The sequence below is a fragment of the Chryseobacterium sp. FG46 genome (assembly GCF_057809135.1).
This window is the reverse complement of record NZ_JBMDJJ010000005.1, coordinates 1-19,421: the sequence shown is the minus strand read 5'-3', so window position 1 is coordinate 19,421 and position 19,421 is coordinate 1. Positions and strand designations below refer to the sequence as shown.

The 19,421-nt window shown below is 35.0% G+C and carries 16 protein-coding genes; 5 read left to right on the top strand and 11 right to left on the bottom strand.

Translation table 11 applies throughout. The annotated features are described in order from the left end of the window. Positions 1–5 precede the first annotated feature (5 nt). Together ACODR7_RS05325 and deoC are read left to right on the top strand one after the other, a co-directional pair. A complete protein-coding gene (locus ACODR7_RS05325; RefSeq protein ID WP_002976659.1) occupies positions 6–476 on the top strand; it encodes an Lrp/AsnC ligand binding domain-containing protein in 471 nt (156 codons plus the stop codon). Between the two features lie 4 nt (positions 477–480). Next, complete coding sequence (gene deoC, locus ACODR7_RS05320; protein ID WP_488837856.1) at positions 481–1,224, top strand: deoxyribose-phosphate aldolase; 744 nt, start codon at positions 481–483, stop codon at positions 1,222–1,224. A 50-nt stretch (positions 1,225–1,274) separates the two neighbouring features. On the opposite strand, the gene dusB is transcribed toward deoC, so the two are convergent. Together dusB and ACODR7_RS05310 are read right to left on the bottom strand one after the other, a co-directional pair. After that, entirely contained in the window at positions 1,275–2,270 is a 996-nt protein-coding gene (gene dusB, locus ACODR7_RS05315; RefSeq protein WP_110008089.1) for a tRNA dihydrouridine synthase DusB, read from the bottom strand. A 144-nt stretch (positions 2,271–2,414) separates the two neighbouring features. Beyond that, a complete protein-coding gene (locus ACODR7_RS05310) occupies positions 2,415–5,642 on the bottom strand; it encodes a DUF8818 domain-containing protein (RefSeq protein ID WP_488837854.1) in 3,228 nt (1,075 codons plus the stop codon). Positions 5,643–5,797: 155 nt separating this feature from the next. On the opposite strand from ACODR7_RS05310, the gene ACODR7_RS05305 reads away from it, so the two are divergent. Beyond that, complete coding sequence (locus tag ACODR7_RS05305) at positions 5,798–6,667, top strand: T9SS type A sorting domain-containing protein (RefSeq protein WP_488837852.1); 870 nt, start codon at positions 5,798–5,800, stop codon at positions 6,665–6,667. A 160-nt stretch (positions 6,668–6,827) separates the two neighbouring features. After that, a complete protein-coding gene (locus ACODR7_RS05300; protein WP_488837850.1) occupies positions 6,828–7,637 on the top strand; it encodes a lamin tail domain-containing protein in 810 nt (269 codons plus the stop codon). A gap of 82 nt (positions 7,638–7,719) precedes the next feature. Here ACODR7_RS05300 and ACODR7_RS05295 read toward each other — a convergent pair whose 3' ends face one another. The 8 genes from ACODR7_RS05295 to ACODR7_RS05260 all read right to left on the bottom strand — a co-directional run bounded on the left by ACODR7_RS05295 (position 7,720) and on the right by ACODR7_RS05260 (position 17,014). Beyond that, positions 7,720–10,542: a gluzincin family metallopeptidase gene (locus ACODR7_RS05295; RefSeq protein WP_488837849.1), complete on the bottom strand. Its 2,823-nt coding sequence runs from the start codon at positions 10,540–10,542 to the stop codon at positions 7,720–7,722. Between the two features lie 53 nt (positions 10,543–10,595). Then, entirely contained in the window at positions 10,596–11,975 is a 1,380-nt protein-coding gene (gene pyrF / locus ACODR7_RS05290; protein ID WP_488837847.1) for an orotidine-5'-phosphate decarboxylase, read from the bottom strand. 121 nt (positions 11,976–12,096) lie between these two features. Further along, positions 12,097–12,438, bottom strand: coding sequence for a YkvA family protein (locus tag ACODR7_RS05285; RefSeq protein WP_076595822.1), 342 nt, complete (start codon positions 12,436–12,438; stop codon positions 12,097–12,099). An 82-nt stretch (positions 12,439–12,520) separates the two neighbouring features. Next, the gene (locus ACODR7_RS05280; RefSeq protein ID WP_488837846.1) at positions 12,521–13,060 is read right to left on the bottom strand and encodes a TlpA family protein disulfide reductase; all 540 of its coding nucleotides are present in this window, start codon (positions 13,058–13,060) and stop codon (positions 12,521–12,523) included. A 9-nt stretch (positions 13,061–13,069) separates the two neighbouring features. Next, on the bottom strand, positions 13,070–13,633 hold the full coding sequence (locus ACODR7_RS05275) for a thioredoxin family protein (protein WP_488837844.1): 564 nt from the start codon (positions 13,631–13,633) through the stop codon (positions 13,070–13,072). A 17-nt stretch (positions 13,634–13,650) separates the two neighbouring features. Beyond that, positions 13,651–14,721, bottom strand: coding sequence for a chorismate synthase (gene aroC, locus ACODR7_RS05270; RefSeq protein ID WP_488837842.1), 1,071 nt, complete (start codon positions 14,719–14,721; stop codon positions 13,651–13,653). Between the two features lie 50 nt (positions 14,722–14,771). After that, complete coding sequence (locus tag ACODR7_RS05265) at positions 14,772–16,406, bottom strand: LIC_10190 family membrane protein (RefSeq protein ID WP_488837841.1); 1,635 nt, start codon at positions 16,404–16,406, stop codon at positions 14,772–14,774. A gap of 56 nt (positions 16,407–16,462) precedes the next feature. After that, positions 16,463–17,014, bottom strand: a complete 552-nt coding sequence (locus ACODR7_RS05260) for a glycine zipper domain-containing protein (protein WP_488837839.1) — start codon at positions 17,012–17,014, stop codon at positions 16,463–16,465. A 246-nt stretch (positions 17,015–17,260) separates the two neighbouring features. Here ACODR7_RS05260 and ACODR7_RS05255 point away from each other — a divergent pair, with 246 nt between their 5' ends. Next, entirely contained in the window at positions 17,261–17,701 is a 441-nt protein-coding gene (locus ACODR7_RS05255; RefSeq protein WP_488837837.1) for a hypothetical protein, read from the top strand. Between the two features lie 1,307 nt (positions 17,702–19,008). On the opposite strand, the gene ACODR7_RS05250 is transcribed toward ACODR7_RS05255, so the two are convergent. Then, entirely contained in the window at positions 19,009–19,299 is a 291-nt protein-coding gene (locus ACODR7_RS05250) for a CPBP family glutamic-type intramembrane protease (RefSeq protein WP_488838058.1), read from the bottom strand. Between the last annotated feature and the right edge of the window lie 122 nt (positions 19,300–19,421).

Sequence of the window (19,421 nt, the reverse complement as noted above, 5' to 3'; positions counted from 1 at the left end):
AGAAAATGAAAAATTCGAGCAACACAAGCTACCATTTAGATTCTATTGACAAAGAAATCATCTACATGTTGATGGATAATGCTAAAACTTCTTTAGCCCACATTTCAAAAAATGTTGGAATTTCCACCACTGCAGTGCATCAAAGAATCAAAAAACTCGAACATGCAGGAGTTATTGAAAATTCAATATCATTTCTTAATCCTAAGAAAATTGGATACAAAGTGATTTCCTACATTGGTGTATTTTTAGACCAGCCAAGCCATTATCCGGAAGTGGTAAAGTCTTTGCATGATATCAATGAAGTAGTGGAGGCCCACTATACTACAGGAAATTATACTATTTTCCTGAAAGTGCTTTGTAAAGACAATGATCACTTAATGCAGATTCTTAGCAAGCTTCAAAAGCTGAAGGGAGTAACAAGAACAGAAACTTTTATATCTTTAGAACAAGGTATTTACAGACAATTGAAAGTATAATAATATGAACATAGCCCAATATTTGGATTCAACTTACCTGAAAACTCCAGAGCAATCAGGTATTTCCCACGAAGAAACACTTCAAAAAGATAAAGAACTTACGCAGGAAGCAATAGACAATGGTATTTTTGCCGTGATGATTCGACCGGATTACGTATCTGAGATCAGGAAATATATTCAGGAAAGAAATTCAAATGTTGTAGTAGGAACTGTGATAGGTTTCCACGAAGGAACGTATTCTGTTGATGAGAAACTTGCAGAAGCTTCAAAAGCAATAGAAGACGGAGCAGATGAATTAGATTTTGTTATTAATTATATGGCTTACTTACAAGGGAATATAGAACTGGTAAGAGAAGAATTTGTAAAATGTAGCCAATTATCTCTTAAGCATCAAAAAGTTGCAAAATGGATTATTGAAATTGCTGCATTAACTGATGAACAGATTGCAGATCTTACTAAAAAGATTTCTACCTGGGCAGAAGAAAATTTTTCTGAAAATGAGTTGTCGAAAATTTTCGTCAAGTCATCTACAGGATTTTATCAGACTGCTGAAGGGAAGCCTAACGGAGCAACATTTGAAGGAATAGCAATTATGCTCAGCAATGCTGGCAAACTTCCTGTAAAAGCAGCCGGAGGAGTAAGAACTCCAGAAGATGCTGAGAAAATGATCAAAATGGGAGTTAAAAGAATTGGAACTTCTTCAGCGCTGGGATTAATTAAAAGCGAATCTTCATCAGAAGGATATTAATATCAGATTCTAAATAATAAAAACCATCAGTTTTGCTGATGGTTTTATTTTTATAGCTGTGCCTGATATTCTTCGTAGAACTGTTGGGTTTCTTTAATTAAGCTGTCCATTTCTTCCATAGTGAAAACTTCCAGGAATTTTTTTCTGAATTCCTTGAAATGAGGAATTCCACGGAAATAGTTGCTGTAATGTTGTCTCATTTCTACCAACCCTAATCTTTCTCCTTTCCATTCAGCACTCCATTCTGCATGTTGACGAACAGCCAGTAACCGATCTGAAATTGTTGGTTCAGGTAAATGTTCTCCTGTTTTAAAGAAGTGTTTGATTTCATTGAATATCCATGGATATCCAATAGCAGCACGCCCGATCATAATACCGTCACATGCATACTTTTGCTTGTATTCTAATGCTTTTTCAGCAGAATCTATATCACCATTCCCAAAAATAGGAATCTCAATATTAGGATTTTGTTTAATTCTTGAAATATGTTCCCAGTCTGCTTCACCCTTATACATTTGAGCACGGGTTCTTGCATGGATGGTAAGAGCTTTAATTCCTGTTTCCTGCAGGCGTTCTGCTACTTCATCAATATTAATGCTAGTGCTGTCCCATCCCAGACGGGTTTTTACCGTGACAGGAAGGTGAGTAGAGCTTACAACAGCTTTTGTAAGACGTACCATAAGGTCGATATCTTTCAGAACACCAGCTCCTGCTCCTTTGCAGACAACTTTTTTTACAGGACATCCAAAATTAATATCTACCAGATCCGGATTTACGGTTTCAACAATTCTTGCAGACATGGCCATAGCTTCTTCGTCTCCACCAAAAATCTGTATCCCAACGGGTCTTTCATAATCGAAAATATCCAGCTTTTTACGACTTTTGATAGCGTCACGAATCAACCCTTCGGAAGAAATAAATTCCGAATACATTAAATCTGCACCATGCATTTTACACAAACGTCTGAACGGAGGATCACTTACGTCTTCCATTGGAGCCAGCAAAAGTGGAAATTCCGGCAGTTCTATGTTGCCTATTTTTATCATGGTGCAAATTTACGAAATTCTGAACATTCAGAAATATGATATTATCTATCGGTATAAATGAATGTTTTGTTTAGAAATTTGAGCATAGAAAAAGAATTCAAATAATGTAAGGCCTAATGGTCTACTCACTTCAGTTTTTCATTGTTAGAAGCTCGCCTTTACCTGCATACTTCCGATGTGAATGGTCCGGTCACCGGAGTTTCTTCCTTCGTAATTAAGATTCAGCTGGATAAACGAGTTGATTGCCTGTTGGATAAACACACTCCATACCTGGTTTTTTCCGGGTTTAAGCCCATCCAGCATCTGGTTTCCTACGATACTGAAATTGTTTCCTGTAAAATCGTTATTGATAAATGAGAAATTTCCACGGATAGACGTTTTTCTTCGCTCCCACTGGATGGTTCCTGTAATATCAAAAGCTTTAAGAAGTTCTTCGCCATCCAATCTTTGTTTCTGACGGAAAGCAGAAGATAATTCAGCCTGAATGGCATCTGTAAATTTATACGTTGCTTTAGGCTTGGTTTCAAAATTATTGAGACGATAATCCCTTGTTTTAAATAATTGTGAGGAGTTTTGGATATCATGAACCGAGTTTTCCCAATCCACTCTGAATTCTTTATTGAACCAATATCCTATATTCAGGAAATGAGAAGTCTGTTCACGTTCTTCATTACTGAAATTGGCATTAATAAGATTGTCATTGGTGATGAATCTGTAATTTCCGTTCCATCCTGATTTTTCAGTTGGATTAAACTGTACGGAAGCCAGAATATTCTGATTTTTAAGGATCTGGTCACTGTTTTTTTCAAAAGGATTCAGAACAAGCACTTTTTCCTTTTTATAGAATGAGTTTTGAGAATTTAATGAAATATTGAAATTCCAACGTTTTAAAAATTTATTCTCAGAATTGAAAACAATGGCCGGATTGACAAATAAAGCCAGCTGCAATTTATTTTTATTGGAAGGAATGTATCTTACAGAATTAGTATACACACGGATATATTGGGCAAGATCAGAATACTCAGCGATTTCAAATTCGTCCAGCTGCTGGATGCCATCGCCATTATAATCGGTCCATTTATAAACACCTTGTCCGTCTGTTACTTTAATGTACTGAAATTCCCTCTGTGCTTCCTGCCCGTTTCCAAGCTCATAGAAAGCCTGAAGACGCATTCCGTTTCTGAAAAGCTGCTGATTGTATAAGATGTTTCCGACAACAAAATCATTATTACGGGTTACTTCACCTTCTGCACCTGCGTAGAAGAATTTTCGGTAGTGAATTAAGGCATTTAAGGTGGTTCTTTCTGTTTTGATAATCTGACTTTCAGCCATGATCCCCAAAATATTGTTCATATTCTGAAGTCTGTTATCACGCACCGAGTCGTTATCTCTCATATATACTTTTGCCAATAATTTGGTTCTTGTACTGTCACCGATTTTCTTTTGCAAAAAGATTTCTTTCCAGCTGAAACTTGTGACATCCATAAGTTGGGTATCATTATATTTCTTCTCGTTATGCTCCATGCTTCCACCAATGGCCCAGCTTCCTTTTTTACCGGTAAATTCCGTTGAAACTCCACCACGGATGAACTTCGTATCCTGAAGAGTAGCATTGGTACTCAGATAAGACAGATTACCTTTTGTAAAGAATTTTCCTGTCAGCCAGCCGAAATCAAGGTCATTTTTAATCCCTTTGTAAGAATCCTGTTCATTCAGATAATTGATGCGGTAATTCAGCGTAGACTTATTATTCCATTTATTAAGGAAGCTGAATATAAATCTGTTCTGGGTCTTTTTATTGAATTCCTGGGTAAGGTTGAAGTCTCTGGAGAATTCTACATCATTGATACGGTCAAGGATATGAAATTGCCTGTCTATATATTGATATTCAAAGCTTGGAGTTCCTTTCCATGCGTTTTTTGTGAAGCTTTTATTTCCAAAAATACGCCACGCATACCCCATATTCTGATCAGAATCTTTTGATGAAAATAAATTGACATCATAATTGCTCAGGGAGATATCAGCACCTATTTTTCCTTCATTCAGCAGATATTCAGAATTTAGAGAGTATACCTGCGATTTCTGAGGTGAAGGCAGTTTTCTTACTGCTCTGTAATCTCCGCCATTAAGGCCTGCATATTCAAAAACACGTCCGTTGTTGGTAGTCTGTGCAATTTTATAATCTCCCTGATTGGCTCCGAAATAGGTAAAAGAAACCTGATACAGTGTTAAACTTGAATCCGTAGAATATTCATAGAAATTTCCGGCAGGACTTAATTTGTATAAAATCTTATTGACATCATATTCGGTTACTACTCCTGAAGGGGCATACATCAGGTCTGGATTATTTCCGGCTTCTGCAAGAATCTGCTCATCTTCCTTAGAAAGGTTTAAAGACAGAGGAGCATTCTTGTTGTCATTTTCCATAAACCAGTTGAACCCCACTTTGAATTTTTCTCTCTGATGCTCAAGCTTTCCAGTAAACAAATACCTTGAATAATTTCTGTTGGCATAGTTATAAGAAATGGTGATGAAATTCTGCTGGAAAATAGGGCGGAAACTGGTAAAAGTAACCTCACCGGTATTGTAATTGATGATATAATCCTGGTTCTCACCACGCTTCATTAAAATTCCATCAATAAAAACCTGTTCAGATCCGGAAATCAGTGTGATAAATTGTTCACCGTTCTTCCCTGTCAGGCGGTAAGGTCCCTGGTTACCTTCAACCCCCTGAAAACGGATTCTGTGGAATTCACTTCGTGCAACACCTGCAGAGATATCTACAAATGTCTTGTTCTCCTTCCCGAATTCTGTCTGGAACTGAAGTCCCATACTTCTTCTCTGGTATTTGGCAAAATAATTCTTAGCTTCTACCAGGTCAAGATGCCCCGCTCTGAGAATAGACTTGTCCTTAATATTAAGCTGCATATAGATTTTGTCAAACTCCTCCAAAGTCTGGGTATAACCATCAGCCTGAATCGGCAGGTTATGATCTGAGATACTTGCTAAAATGGTAACATCTTTAGATAAACGGCCTGATATCTGAAGATCCATAGAACTTTGTACAGATTGCCCCTGATTATTACCAAAAGTAATCCCCCGGATAATGGAGCCTTTTGAATTAAGTTCTCCTAAAAATCTCTTTTTATCATTTTTTGCCAGTACAGCTTCATCAATAATGATCTTATTGTGAGTTCTTATGAAATCCAGAGTGTCCTTGGCAAAGATATCCTGCTCCAGCTTTGCAGCCAGAATACTATCCCTTTTAATACTGTCTTCAGGAACATTGGGATTTTTCCACGAAAAAACCTGAGCATTTCCTGAAAATATGCCTAAGAAGAATAAAACGAATAGAATGACAAGATTCCGCAACTTTTAAAAATAATTCGTAAAAATAATTAAAAAATGTTAACATTAAGAGGTCAACTATAATTAACAAAAACTTAACCTCTTTATTGCCCCAGAAAAAAAATTAGATGTAGTTTTGTTTTGGAAAGAAAATTATTAACAACAAAAAAAATTAAATCATGAAAAAACTTTATTCTCTTTTTGCAACAGTTGTAATGAGTGCAGTTGCTTTTGCACAAACAACTTACCTTTGGGATGGTAGTTCTGTAAATCCCATTTCTGGTACCAATGCTAATATTTCAAGTGTAGCATTTGCAGCAACTCAGGGAAATAATAATGGTACAACCACTTTAATTACCACTTCATCCGTATCTTCAGGATATACCGGAGCAAGTGGATCCAGTAATTTTGGTGCTGCTGCTTTTAAAGAGGCTCTTTCAACTGCTACAAGTACTTATTTTAGTGTAACTGTTACTCCGGTTGCGGGTAATAAAGTAACTTTAAATTCTTTAAATTTAGGATCAAGAGGAACATCTACAGGACCGGGAAAGATTACAGTATATTCCAGCATTGATAATTATACAACGGCGATAGGTACAGCCAATGTTAATAATAATAGTACATGGGCATTGAGTAACATCACTTTTTCAGGTGCTAATTTAGTAGGTGCAGAATCTGCCCCGGTTACCTTAAGAATTTATGGAAGCGACAGTGCTGGTGCTGGAACTCCATCTCTTGGTACTGCCAACTGGAGAATAGATGATATTTCTTTAACGGTTACTTCGTCTACTGCCTCTTTAGCTGTTATTGATGCCAAAAACGCAAAGTCAGGAAACTTCGTAAAGAACTCTTTCGTTAAAAATAATGAGATTATTTTCGGATCTGATGTGAAAGATGTGAAGATTTTCAATATGTTCGGACAGCTTGTAAAAGAAACTGCTGTAAAGCAAAACGAAGCTGTAAGCATTGCTGAATTAGCAAAAGGAAACTATATCGTTACAGGTACCGTAAACCACCAGCCGGTTTCTCAGAAAGTTCTTAAAGACTAATTTCTTTTAAATAAAAATATAGCCAGCTGCTTCAATTGAAGCAGCTGGCTTTTTATGTGATTATTTCCTAATTTTTAGATTTGTGTATCTTATATATTTCTTAATTTGGTGGTATTATTTTTGATGTTTTTATGATCAATCCATTTCTAAAATTATTACGATGAAAAAAATCTTTACTCTTGTTGGACTTATAGTATTGACCTCGTTTTCCAATGCCCAGATTGTGATCAATGAAATCTATGGTGGGAATGCCAATTCAGGAGCTGTATTGAAAAATAATTATATAGTCCTTAAAAATATCGGAACTACTTTGGTTTCTTTAACGGGAGCAAGTATTCAATATGCTCCGGCAATAGGTGCTTTTACAGAATATCATACGCTTCCGGATTTTACGTTAGGACCGGAAGAAACTTATTTAATTCAGGAGTCAGCGATTGAAGGTGGTGTTGAAAATCTGCCAGCACCGGATTTTGTTGCAACTACAATTATAAATTTTGACGGAACTCCTAATAAATCTTCCGGATTAAAAATCTCCAACGTATCTGGAAAAGTTGCATTAGCCGGAAATATAGTGCAGGTCACCGGACCTTCTGCGTCCAATGTTCTGGATTTTGTAGGATATGGATCCAATGCAGATCAATTTAAAGGAGATGGACCCGCTCCTTCTCCCACTACAACCACAGCTATCAAAAGAAATTTAGTAGGAAGTAATGATAATATGTCTGACTTCTCTCTCGAAGGCAGCGTGAAGTCCGGTTTTGTACAGAATCCTTTTATAAAAGACAGTAAAATAGTATTCGGAACAGAGGTGAAAGATGTGAAAGTTTACGATACATACAGACAGATTGTTAAAAAATCACCTACTAAACTGGCTTCAGCTCTTGATATTGCAGAACTTCCCAAAGGAACTTATATTGTGACAGGAACGATTAACAATATTCCTATCTCACAGAAAATTATAAAAGATTAGTTTTAATAAAAAAGAACAGCTCATATTCATAAGCTGTTCTTTTATTTTAAGCGTTGAATTTAATCTGCAATAATTTTCATTATTAATACCAGCCTCTTCTTGCGGCATTAATAATGGATCCGAGATTAAGAATTAAAGTGTATCTGATACGCTTCCCATAATCTTTGAATGAAGGTTCAAAACCCAGAGAAGACTGGATCGGGAAATATACTTCCAGAAAATCAGGAATGATTCTTACTTTAACTCCTGTATCCCATATGAATTTGGCAGGAAGATCTTTATTTTTATATACTCCAGCATCCGCATACACATGGAATATTTTCCAGACACTGGAATCTACATTGGCAGAGGTGATCCATTGGTTCACCGTTCCCGGCAGGAAAGATTTAAAACCACCATCAGCTAATATAAACTGCTGGGAAAGAAGCCCGCTGCTGGCACTTTCTCCCAATAGCGTATAAGAGAATGAATAGTTGGAAACCCTGGAAATTCCATAATCAAATAGGTTATTTCTGGTGTTGTTTCTTAAGAAGTATCCGGCAAATAAACGTAAGCTTAGCTTTTGTTTAGGGGCAAATTCCCACCTGTAGAAGCCTTCAGCCGTTATTTTATTGAAATCTTCCATTCCCTGGGCGCTCAGGCTGAAGCTTTTTTCATGAATCATCTGGCTATCGCTATAACCATAGCCGATACTCCAGAGATTATATTTGCTGTAATCATTATTGGCGATCATTTGAGGACTCAGATCTCTTTCAAAATAATTATAGGAAACTCCCAGACTTCTGCTTACTGTACTTCTTGGGTTCTTTCTAAAGTTAATCGAAGATGATATTGAGGTTTTTCTGTAGGCCAGATCATAATCATAATGAAAATAAGAGCCTGAAAGACCGAATGTCAGACTTCGGATAATGCTTTCTGCAGGCAGAATAGAGTAGGAGACTGCTCCGGAACCCGTAAGTTTTCCTGTTCCGGTACTATAGGTTGGAGTCACCGAATACAGGAATTTCTGATCAAAAAAAGACTGATTCTTAAAATTGGCTCCCAAAAGAAATTTATCATACGTATTGTTGAAACGCACTCTTGGGCTGATGTAAATCTCATTGTATTCCGGGTTAGGAATATCTTTTATTAATTTAAGTTTAATTTTTTTCGTATTGGAAAACAGTCCTTTCGCATACAGGAAGTTGTCTCTGTAATTGGATTCAGGGAAAATATAGCCACTGTTTAAGGTGGTTTTGTAAATATTCTCTGATGCAGGAAGCGACAGGCTGGTGGTACGTTCATTTTCCTCCGTGTCTATCCAGTACGTTTTCTTTTCTCCTTCTCTGGTTTCTGTTTCCAGCTTTACAGGAATAGAAATGTCAGTATTTCTTACAATTTTTATTTGCAGAGAATCATTATCTTTTCTGATGTTTTTCAATTTAAAATCAACCCTGTTCTTTTGTTTGAAAAAGTTGGAGAGATAGGCTGTTGACTTATTGTTTTCAGAAAGAGATGACAGAAATTCTTCAGGATTAATTTTTTTTCCGGAATTCTGAGCAATATAATTTTTTACAATTCCATCAAATTGTTCATATCCCATTTTGTCTGCCGAGTAGTTGAAAAGGCTTCCGGTTTCAAAGCTGCTGATGGCCATATCATTGAAATTACTCAGAACAGGGAAATGTTCATCGATTTTCTGATCAAGGTTCTGCAGCATGATATATTGATAGGAAAGCCCATAACGGTCCAGAAGTTTTACTTTGGAGGCATGGAATAACTTTAATGGTTGAAGTCCAAAGATTCTGGTCTCGGGAAGTGTACCTAAAAGTTTCGTGTCAGCATAGAATTTTTTGAGATACTGAATTTCGAGATAAGATTTTAAACCATTTTTGAACCAGTGGTCTTTTTCTTTATCTGCAATAACACCTTCGTCAAGAATTTTCTTGGCAATGATCCCAAAATAATCCATATCGGTTTTTTCGGTCTCAGTAAACAGGCGGAATCTGAATTTCCAGAAGGTAATATCATTATTTCCGAAAAAGTCTTCTTTGGCTCTGAATTTATCTGAAATAAAAATATTTTTCGGAAGATACCCGATGCGCTCCTTAATAAATTTTAATTGTAAAGGAAGATAAAACTCCAGGTTTTGTTTTTCATCCGGTTTCAGATTATATCCAAATTTGATGTCGATTTCCTCTCCGTCAACATTGGTTTTGATGGATTGAAATTCTGTTGTAGAAATCAAGAATTCAGGATCTGAATCGAGATATCCCTTAAATGAATTCATCTGAACCTGTGGAAGATTTCCCTCAACAAAACTATTTACAGGGATATCAAAGTGGATGGTCCAGAAAGTATTAAAGCTTACCTGTTCCTCAATATCGTGGTAGTTTCTTCTGGAAATATTGTCCGGATCAAAATGATCCGGAACAATAAAGAAATATTTTAATACAGTATTCTGAGCGGATGTTCCGTATCCCGTAAAAGTTTTATCGGGAAGCTGCATCCTGTATTGCAACTGTAAAGTGACGCTTTCGCCAGGTTTTAATACGTTTTTCAGAGGAATAAATAGATTTTCATCTGAGAGTGTATTGACAGGAAGAACTTCATTGTCAGAATTTTTAATATTCAGTTCAAGAAGTTTTCCCAATTGATCATTTTTTGCAAAATGCAAATCATTATTCCGGTCTTCCAGTTTTCTGTAGACTAAAGAAGTTCCCCGTTTATTGTACGCGGAAACCCAATTCAGGAGTTTTATGGTTTGAAGGTCTTTTCCGGAGTGATTGTAATAAACAATTTCCTGACGGACATCAAGGTTCTTTTTGTCAGGAGACAGTTTTGTTTCAATGTATATACTGTCTGTCTGTGCAGAAACCTGTACAACTCCACATAACAAAATAAGGCAAAGGCTGATCTTTTTCAAATATTCGTGATAAAGCCCAAATATAACTTATTTTGTATATACTTTATAGCATTTTAACCTTGAATTGCTTTTTTTTCCAAAGAATTAATGTAAGCGTTCCATCCCTCTGTTTTATAAGTGATTGCTGATGCTTCCGGATTATTGGATTTGTAGATTCCTCTTCCTACAATAATAAAATCTGTGTGAAGTGTTTTGAAAACATGCTCAGGTGTGTTGTACTGCTGTCCTTTACCATCTCCCGAGTCTGCAAGATTTACCCCCGGAGTGAACAATAGCAGATCTTCAGGAATTTTATTCTGAGATACACCACCAATTACATTAGGATGAGATAAAGCTACTTTTAAAGCTTCTTCACGATAGCTTGCAGTTGTTAAAGCTCCTTTGGAAGACATTCCAACGATGGCTACCACTCCTACATTTTTGAAGCAGTCTAATGATTCAAAACCTCCGATTACCTGAGAAGTTACAAAATCTGCCCAATCTGTAATTTTGAAAACTCCGCTTGTGAACTGAAGTTCCTGTGTATTTCCGATATCAGCAAATTTTCTGTCTTCCATCAGTAAGAACTGGTGTTTTGCAGCAATAGCTTTTAAAGGAGTAATTGTTTTTTCGTATTCAAAATCAGAAATAATATCGATATGCGTTTTTAAAGCAATAATATGCGGACCTACTTTTTCAGCAAGTTCCAATAGCTCGTGAGTTGTGGTAACATCTGCTGAAGCAATAAGGTTTGATTTTTTTGTTAAAGCTGTTTCCAGTAATTTTTTTGAAACGGAATGCTGTGTTGACTGAAGTTTCTGCTCATAAGAAGATCTTGTTTCTTCTTCAAACTGAATGTGGTTCCCCTGAAGGAAGTCCTGGATTCTTTTTACTTCTTCATCTGACAATTCACCTGTTTCCTGAAGAATATGGCATACTTCCGAAATATTGAAAAGAGTATGTACTCTATATCCTTTACCTTCCAGTAATTGTTTTCCTCCCTGCTCTCTGTCAAGTACCACCACAATGTCAGAAACTTTAAGATCTTCCTGTTCTATTTCAGGAATGGTTTCCAGCAGAGATTTACCTGAAGTGATCACATCTTCTACCAAAAGACAGTTTTGTCCTTTCTGGTAAATTCCTTCAATCAGCTTCTTGGTACCGTAGCTTTTTGCTTCTTTTCTTTTAATAATTAATGGAATATAGCTTTCCAGAGACATTGCAGTAGCCATAGGAAGCGCAGCATAAGGAACTCCACAGATTAAATCAAAATTATCTAACGGAAGCATTTCCAGTAAATAATTTGCAAGATTTTTTAAAATTTTAGGATCTGAAGCCAAAGGTCTCAAGTCTACATAAAAAGGACTTTCAATACCGCTTTTCAGGGTAAACCTGCCGAATTTGATGATGCCTAGTTTGTAACACTCTAAGAAGAATTCTTTTTTACTTTCCATTATTTTTTATTAGATATTGCAAATTTAAGGAATTGAAATAAGGCTTAAAAATTTATCGCTCATTTGTCAATAAAAAACCATCCCGGTCAATCCGGGATGGTGTGAAAAATATAATAAACTATTATTTTACGATTTCAGCATCAATGATTTGGGCACCACTGTATTTTTGCTGGGCTTCCCATAATAAAAACTTGTCTACCTCTTTAATGAGCTTAGGAATGGTAAGTGACAATACTGCCAGGTCATCCATGACTCCAATTACCGGTATCACAAATTCAGGAAGGAGGTCAATAGGAGAGAGCACATATAAAATTCCAAGTAAAGGAAGAATAATGTCTATGGATTTCATTGGATAAATTCCTTTTCTCCACATTTTGACCATTCTGAAAATATCAGGGATCTTTTTGATAAAGCCCTTATGATTGATGGCTTCTTTTGCAAGATTTAATTTTGAATATTTCATTTTGTGTTTGGATTAATAAATTTTTCAATGCTATAAAATTCGCAAATCCTGTACCAACAAATTATAAAATTTAGTTAAAATATTATTTGATAATATTGTCAATGAACTGATGTACAGTCTCTGTGTTCCAGTCTTTTGTGGCATCCTCTTTAATAAGGATTCTTCCGTGTTTATCCAGCAGGAAAGTGGTAGGAAATACCTTTGGAAGAATTTTCTCAGAAATTGGACTTTGAGCAATATATACAGGAACAGTATAATTATTTTCTTTCAAAAACTTTCTTACATCCTCTTCCTTATCATTCATGGCAATCAGTACAAAATCTACATGATCTTTTCTGGTATCATACAGTTTCTGAATAGAAGGCCATTCTTTTCTGCAAGGCGGGCACCATGTTCCCCAGAAGTTCAGAAAAATACCTTTGTCCTTAAAGTTTTTAAGATTAGTGCTTGGCGTATTGATTCCTTTAAGCTCTATATCATAATCTTCTTCACTGATATGAACCGCATTTTCTATAGTAGCTACCGGAAAGAATGTATCCTTCAGAAAGTTTCTTACTCCTGGTATAAAAGCAACACCAGCGATAATCACAATAAGTACAAGATAAATGATATTTTTTTTCATATCTCTTTTTTATAGAAGATCCAAAATTTCCTGAACAGCATCTTTCCCTCTGTTTTTAGCATAATATATTTGCAGATCATTATAGAAAGAATCTTTTGAATATGCTTCAGGATCGGCTTTATATTTCATCAGAAGTTCATATCCATATTTGGGACGTGGTCCCCATGAATTTTTTACATTCAGGTCTTTATCAAGGATAAGTACTTTCGGAATGGATTCCGTACCGTTAGTTAAAAATTGGTTGATTAAACTTTTATCACTGTCTCTCAGAAAAACTCTTACTTCGTTATGTCCTTCAAAAAATCTGAAAAGAGCTGGCACTGTTGCACTTGCATCTCCACACCATGCTTCGGAAATAATCAGAATTTTTCCGTCAAAGTTTTTGGCTGCAAGTTCTTTCAGCTGATCTTCATCCGGAACGTATTTTTTTACCGTTCGGTCCATTCTCTGAAGCCCCAGCTCGTAATATTGTTTATAGTCAGCTTCCTGTTGGTTGGCAGGATTCTCTAATCTTTTTTTTGCAATCTGAAGATATTCTTCAAACGAAATTCCTTTATCCCAGTAATTTTTCATTACTAAAAATATTTATGTTAAAAATTATTGATGTTTCTTGTTTTATTGATCAAAAACAGGTCTGCCAGTACAAATGCAGCTAGACCTTCCACTACAGGAACAGCTCTTGGAACTACACAAGGGTCGTGGCGTCCTTTTCCTTCTACAATAACTGGATTTCCATCTTTGTCAATACTGTCCTGAGGTCTCAGAATAGTAGCCACAGGTTTGAAAGCTACACGGAAATAGATATCCATTCCGTTGGAAATTCCGCCCTGGATACCTCCTGAAAGGTTAGATTTTGTAGTGAAATCTGTATTGAATGCATCATTATGCTCTTTTCCTGTCATTTTAGCACCGCAGAAACCGCTTCCATATTCAAAACCTTTGCAGGCATTGATGTTCAGCATTGCTTTTGCCAGCTCAGCCTGAAGCTTTGAAAATATGGGTTCACCAATTCCTACAGGAACATTTTTAATCACACAGGTGATAGTTCCTCCAATTGTGTTTCCTTCTTTTTTGATTTCTTTGATTCTTGCAATCATCTTTTCTGCCGTTTCAGCATCGGGGCAACGAACATCATTGCTCTCTGTTTGGGAGAAATCTAAAGCCTGATAAGGCTTTTCACAGAAAATATCACCTACAGAAGATACATAAGCGTTGATCTCAATGTCCGGTAAAAGCTGCTTGGCAAGTGCCCCTGCAACTACCCAGTTCATTGTTTCTCTTGCAGAAGATTTTCCGCCGCCGCGATGATCCCTGAACCCAAATTTCTGATCATAAGTAAAATCAGCATGACTTGGACGATATGCGCCTGCAATATGATCATAATCCTTCGATTTCTGATTTTCGTTTTCGATGATAAAACCGATGGGCGTACCTGTTGTTTTTCCATCAAAGATTCCGGAAAGAAACTTTACAGTGTCACTTTCTTTTCTTTGTGTAACGATTGCCGACTGGCCGGGCTTTCTTCGGTTCAATTCGTACTGAACCTGATCGAGATCTACCGCTAAACCTGCCGGAAAATTATTGATGATACCGCCATAAGCCACTCCGTGACTTTCTCCAAATGTTGTAAGACTAAGAAGATTACCTAATGTGTTGAACATGATACAAAATTACCTTTTTTTCTTCAGATAATAAAGTTTCTGGATTTGTTCTATTTATCAATGTTTTCGATAGTATTGATAACCTTTTGGGCTTCCACTTGTTCTTCTGATGTCATTTTTTTCCAGATAAATCCTTTTTTGATGTCATTTTTATCCGAAAGTTGTGGAAAAATGCCTGCCTTCACATTATCGAAAAGATAAGCCGGAGTAATGGCCGGAAGCGGAGTGTCAAAACTATAAGGATAATGGTGGGAAACATTAAATTTAAAATTTCCTACTTTATAGGTATCAAACTTTTCATATTGGTAGGTTGAAGGCTTGTAAATCTGTTCTTTTTCAAATCCTGCCATGAATGTTCCGACTCTGAAACTTGGAAGATAACTCTGAATAAATTCAGGAAAAGATAATATAGAAATAAAGAATATACTTAAGACTGAGAAAACGAAAATTGCTTTCTTCCGGTCAAAATATTCATGGAAGATAACAAAGAATATCACAAAAAAGACATCGATAAAAAATCTGTATTGTGCGGAAAATATCAAAACCAATATACTCTTTATCAATAACGAAATACAAATCAGGGTGATGAGTTTTCTCTTTTTTACCCAGGTAAATGCTGAGAAAATAACCAAGCTCAAAACAAAGAGCATATTGATTTTAGATTTTATTCCATCCAAAGAAAACCAGTTTCTGATATAATCTGCAGTTGAAAATTTTTGAATTTCCTCATAGGTGTACTGCATATCATAGGTTTTCATGATGGCAAATTGTGAGGAAATTTTTAAAACTTCAGGATTAGGTTTCCAGAATATTCCTACATCACCTAATGCTAACGGAAAGATGGGATATCCAAATGTCCAAAGGTTTTTAATGAAGAAAAGCAGGAGAATGATCATTCCTGAAATGAGGGATCTGAAATTGGTTTTAAAAATAAAAACTGAGCTTAGGAAAGTCAATACAGGCAGCCATATCATGGTTGGTTTTATGGCAAAAACAAATATTGAAAATGCAAAAAGAAAAGTAGTATTTTTCTGTCCTGTCATAATTTCATTTAAAATAATCAATGAAAAAATAATAACAGGAAGATCAGGGCTTGGAGATTGTGAAAAAAGCAGTAATACCGGAAGAAAACAAAGATGTATCCAGTTTCTTTTTTCAACGGTATATAATGTATAGATGATTAACAATACTGTGTTGATCCTTAAAAAAGGATCCGAAAAGTTTGAAAATCCAGCCTGAAAAACATGCCAGAGAGACATTTGGCCTAATGTAAGGTCTATGTTGGAAATTCCTCTTACAAGTCCATATTCTGTAAGCCATTTCAATGTGGGAACATAATATCCAAAATGGTCCAATATATAAGGATAGAAAGAGCCTGCGAATATTACGGTAAGAGAGCTTACACTCAATACTACAAAATCCTTTTTTGAAAATTGATGAAACTCCTGGTAAAGTTTATTTTTAAAGAAAAAGAAGAATCCCAATAGAATGGAAGGCACTTCCACGCTCATATTTAAGGGAGTGAAAAAAGAAATAATTGTCCATATCAGGGTTATTCCAAGGATTCCGGATAAAATTTTTCCAGAGATTCCCTGAAATAAAATTCCCCATATATTTTCCATGATCTTTCCCCAGCCCATAAGGACAGGAATGATGAAAACGGAAGAAAACAGAATCAGTATCATAAAAAAAGATTGCTTAAAAGTAAGCAATCTTTGTATTTTATCATTAAAAATATTTATTAACGGGGTTGTACTCTTCCATCTTTTCTATCCTGTGATCTACCAATAGTATACCCGGTTGCACCTCCTACAACACCGCCAATTACAGCACCCAGTCCTCTGTTTTTCTTAGCAACTATGGCTCCGACAGCAGCTCCACCTACGGTACCAATGACGGTTCCCTTGGCAGCTTTACTCCATCCTTTTTTCTGAGTAGTTCCCTGTGAAGTACCACTTCCGTTATTGGCATAACTTCCGTTGCTGCTTCCTGAACCGGAATTTGAGTTTCTGTCTCTATACACTGTTCGTGTTTCTCTGATCACCTGTGGTTTTGAATTATTTTCAGCCGCCGCTCTGGCTTTTTTGCTTTCTGATACACTATCTGCTTTTTTTTGAGCCTCATATACCATTTTTTCCTTTTCTATTGCCAGTTTTTGTTTTTCTATTTCAAGTTGTCTGGCCTGAAATTCAAGTTTCTGTGCTTCCAGTGACTTTTCTGCAACGCTGTCATCTTTCTTGCAGGCCGTTATTAAAAAGACGGATAAAAACCCTGCTAATACTATCTTTCTCATAATTCAAATTTTAATACGATACAGTCAAAATGACTTTTAATTTTAGTTGTATTTTCAATTATGAAGCCAAATTTCAGTTAATGAATGTTAAAATTAACAGTCTGAAAAGTGAAGTAATTTTGAATAATCATGAATTTTATATTAATAATGCGGAGTTTCAGAGTATTTTGTAAATTTTATTTCATTGATAGTTTTCATTAAATTCACATAAGTTGAGTATTTTTGAATGCCAAAATACTTTATAGTATGAAAAAATCAATTTTTACAGTATCAGCACTGATTGGATTGCTTACTGTTGCAACATCGTTTTCCTCCAGGGAAATAACACAGACCTATAAAGGTTATTCAGGAACAGCGGATGAAACGCCCAAAACTCAGACTTACAAGATACGTTATGGTCTTCTTTCAAAAAACGGAATAAAAATTCTTTCAGGGAATTACGATGTAGGAAGTTTTCTTGCTGAAAATATAGCCACAGGGGAAGTATATGATACTTATTACAGTGGTGGATTTCAGTCTGTCCCGCAATATTATCATGGTCTTCCTGCAGGAACCTACACTTTTTCTGCAATGCAGGGGCAGGGTGGCTGGGTAGGTTATGGAACAGTAGTTGCTACAGTTTCTGACGCTAATGTAGATTCTGATGGATATATTACAGTGTACATTCCAATCATTTGGGAGGAATAGTCTTGTGAACCAACAAATATTTAACTAAATTTACCCATCCAGAGATGAAGATTTTTTAATTGTTAAAATAATTTACATTGTTTTTGTGGTATTTAATTGATTTTCAAGATTAAATCTGAATTGCAAAAACTTTTAATAATATAAAATTATATTTTTATTGATCTTCAGGATGCCGTTTGATTCTTAAAGAAAGTATTCATTCTTCTGTTCCGTTACTGTATAATGTTTTCTGGTTAGAAATGTAATGGTAAAATGATCATTTTGAATGATTCTACAATATTCTGTTTGGATTTTTCTAAATAGATTTTTTTCATCATTTGTGTTTTTTAGGCCTCCTTCCGGAGGCCTTTTTGATATATTATATGCCTTTACGATTATGATAATTGCGCAAAAAACGGATACTTATAGTATACATTTTCATGTTATATTTTATATTGTGTAATCCAAGGCTGCTCTCAAATAATAAGAAACCGTAGTTATCGAGATTTTTGTTATCTTCTTGTTTTGATAAATGGTTGAGCAGCTTGAAAAAGCTTCTATTTAAAAGAAATAATAATTTTATGATTATACTCATAAAATAAAAAAAAAGAGGTGTATATCTTTGGCTAAGAATTAATAGATATAATAATTTTTATCTATGATATAAAATTTTTTTCATCATTTGTGTTTTTTGAGGCCTCCATTTCTGGGGGCTTTTTATATAAAGAACTTATATGATATTTTTATGTTGACCTTCAAGAAATTTTTTTATAAATTTTTTGTGTCTTGAGATTAATATTTTTTCTGATGAATATGTCTAATGTGTCAATTTGTTATTGAAAATACTTTTTATGACAGATTAGCTATTTTAATTTTTTTTATGTACTGAATGTAAATTTTATTTTATTAAAATGTAAATTATTTTTTTTTTAATACTTTTGCCGGAGCATTATATTTATATGAAACTATTAAATATAATTATGAAGAGGTTTTTAAGGGATCAGTAAAATCTGTTTTAAATGTTAAATTGGTGAAAATGGTGTTATAACAAGAAAATGACTTTTTTTCTCTAAATCGTTATTCTTGGCACGATTTTTCAATATAGAAATGTAACTCATGTTTAATTTGAGTTTTCATGGTTATTAGTTTTTATCCTCGGAATTTCCGGGGATTTTTTTTTGCTTGTTATGACGCTGCTCATAAAAGTCTGTTGGAATCCTCTATTTTTGAAAGAGATAATTTTCCTATTGATCATTATTTTTTACATTATTTATTAATCTCTTTTTTGAGGAGGAAGAGCTTGTTTTATATTATTAATAAAGTAAAAGTTACATTATAAACAAGAAACCATAAAGGTTGAATAAAGCGTGGAAGAGTACCGTTATAATAAAACTGTAATTAGTAATGTGCTTGTAATAGTAAATATAAAGGTTGTTGAGGATAATGCCTCCAAAAAATGTCATCACAATATAGAGCCAATTATAGTAATGCATTGATGCGAAAATGATACTCATAATGATGATGCAAAATACTTTATTGTTGAGCCTTATCCATTTGCTTAAAATCAAGTAGGGGAGATACTGAAATATAAAAGTTTCAATAAAAGGAGCAATGAATATAGCAATAAAGTTTAGTTCGTTTTTTGAGATATTTTGAGACTTATTATAATTTACATCAAAGTGTAAAGGATCAGTCTCAAAAGTTGGGGGGAATGTTTAGTCATTGTATCTTTGTAATATGC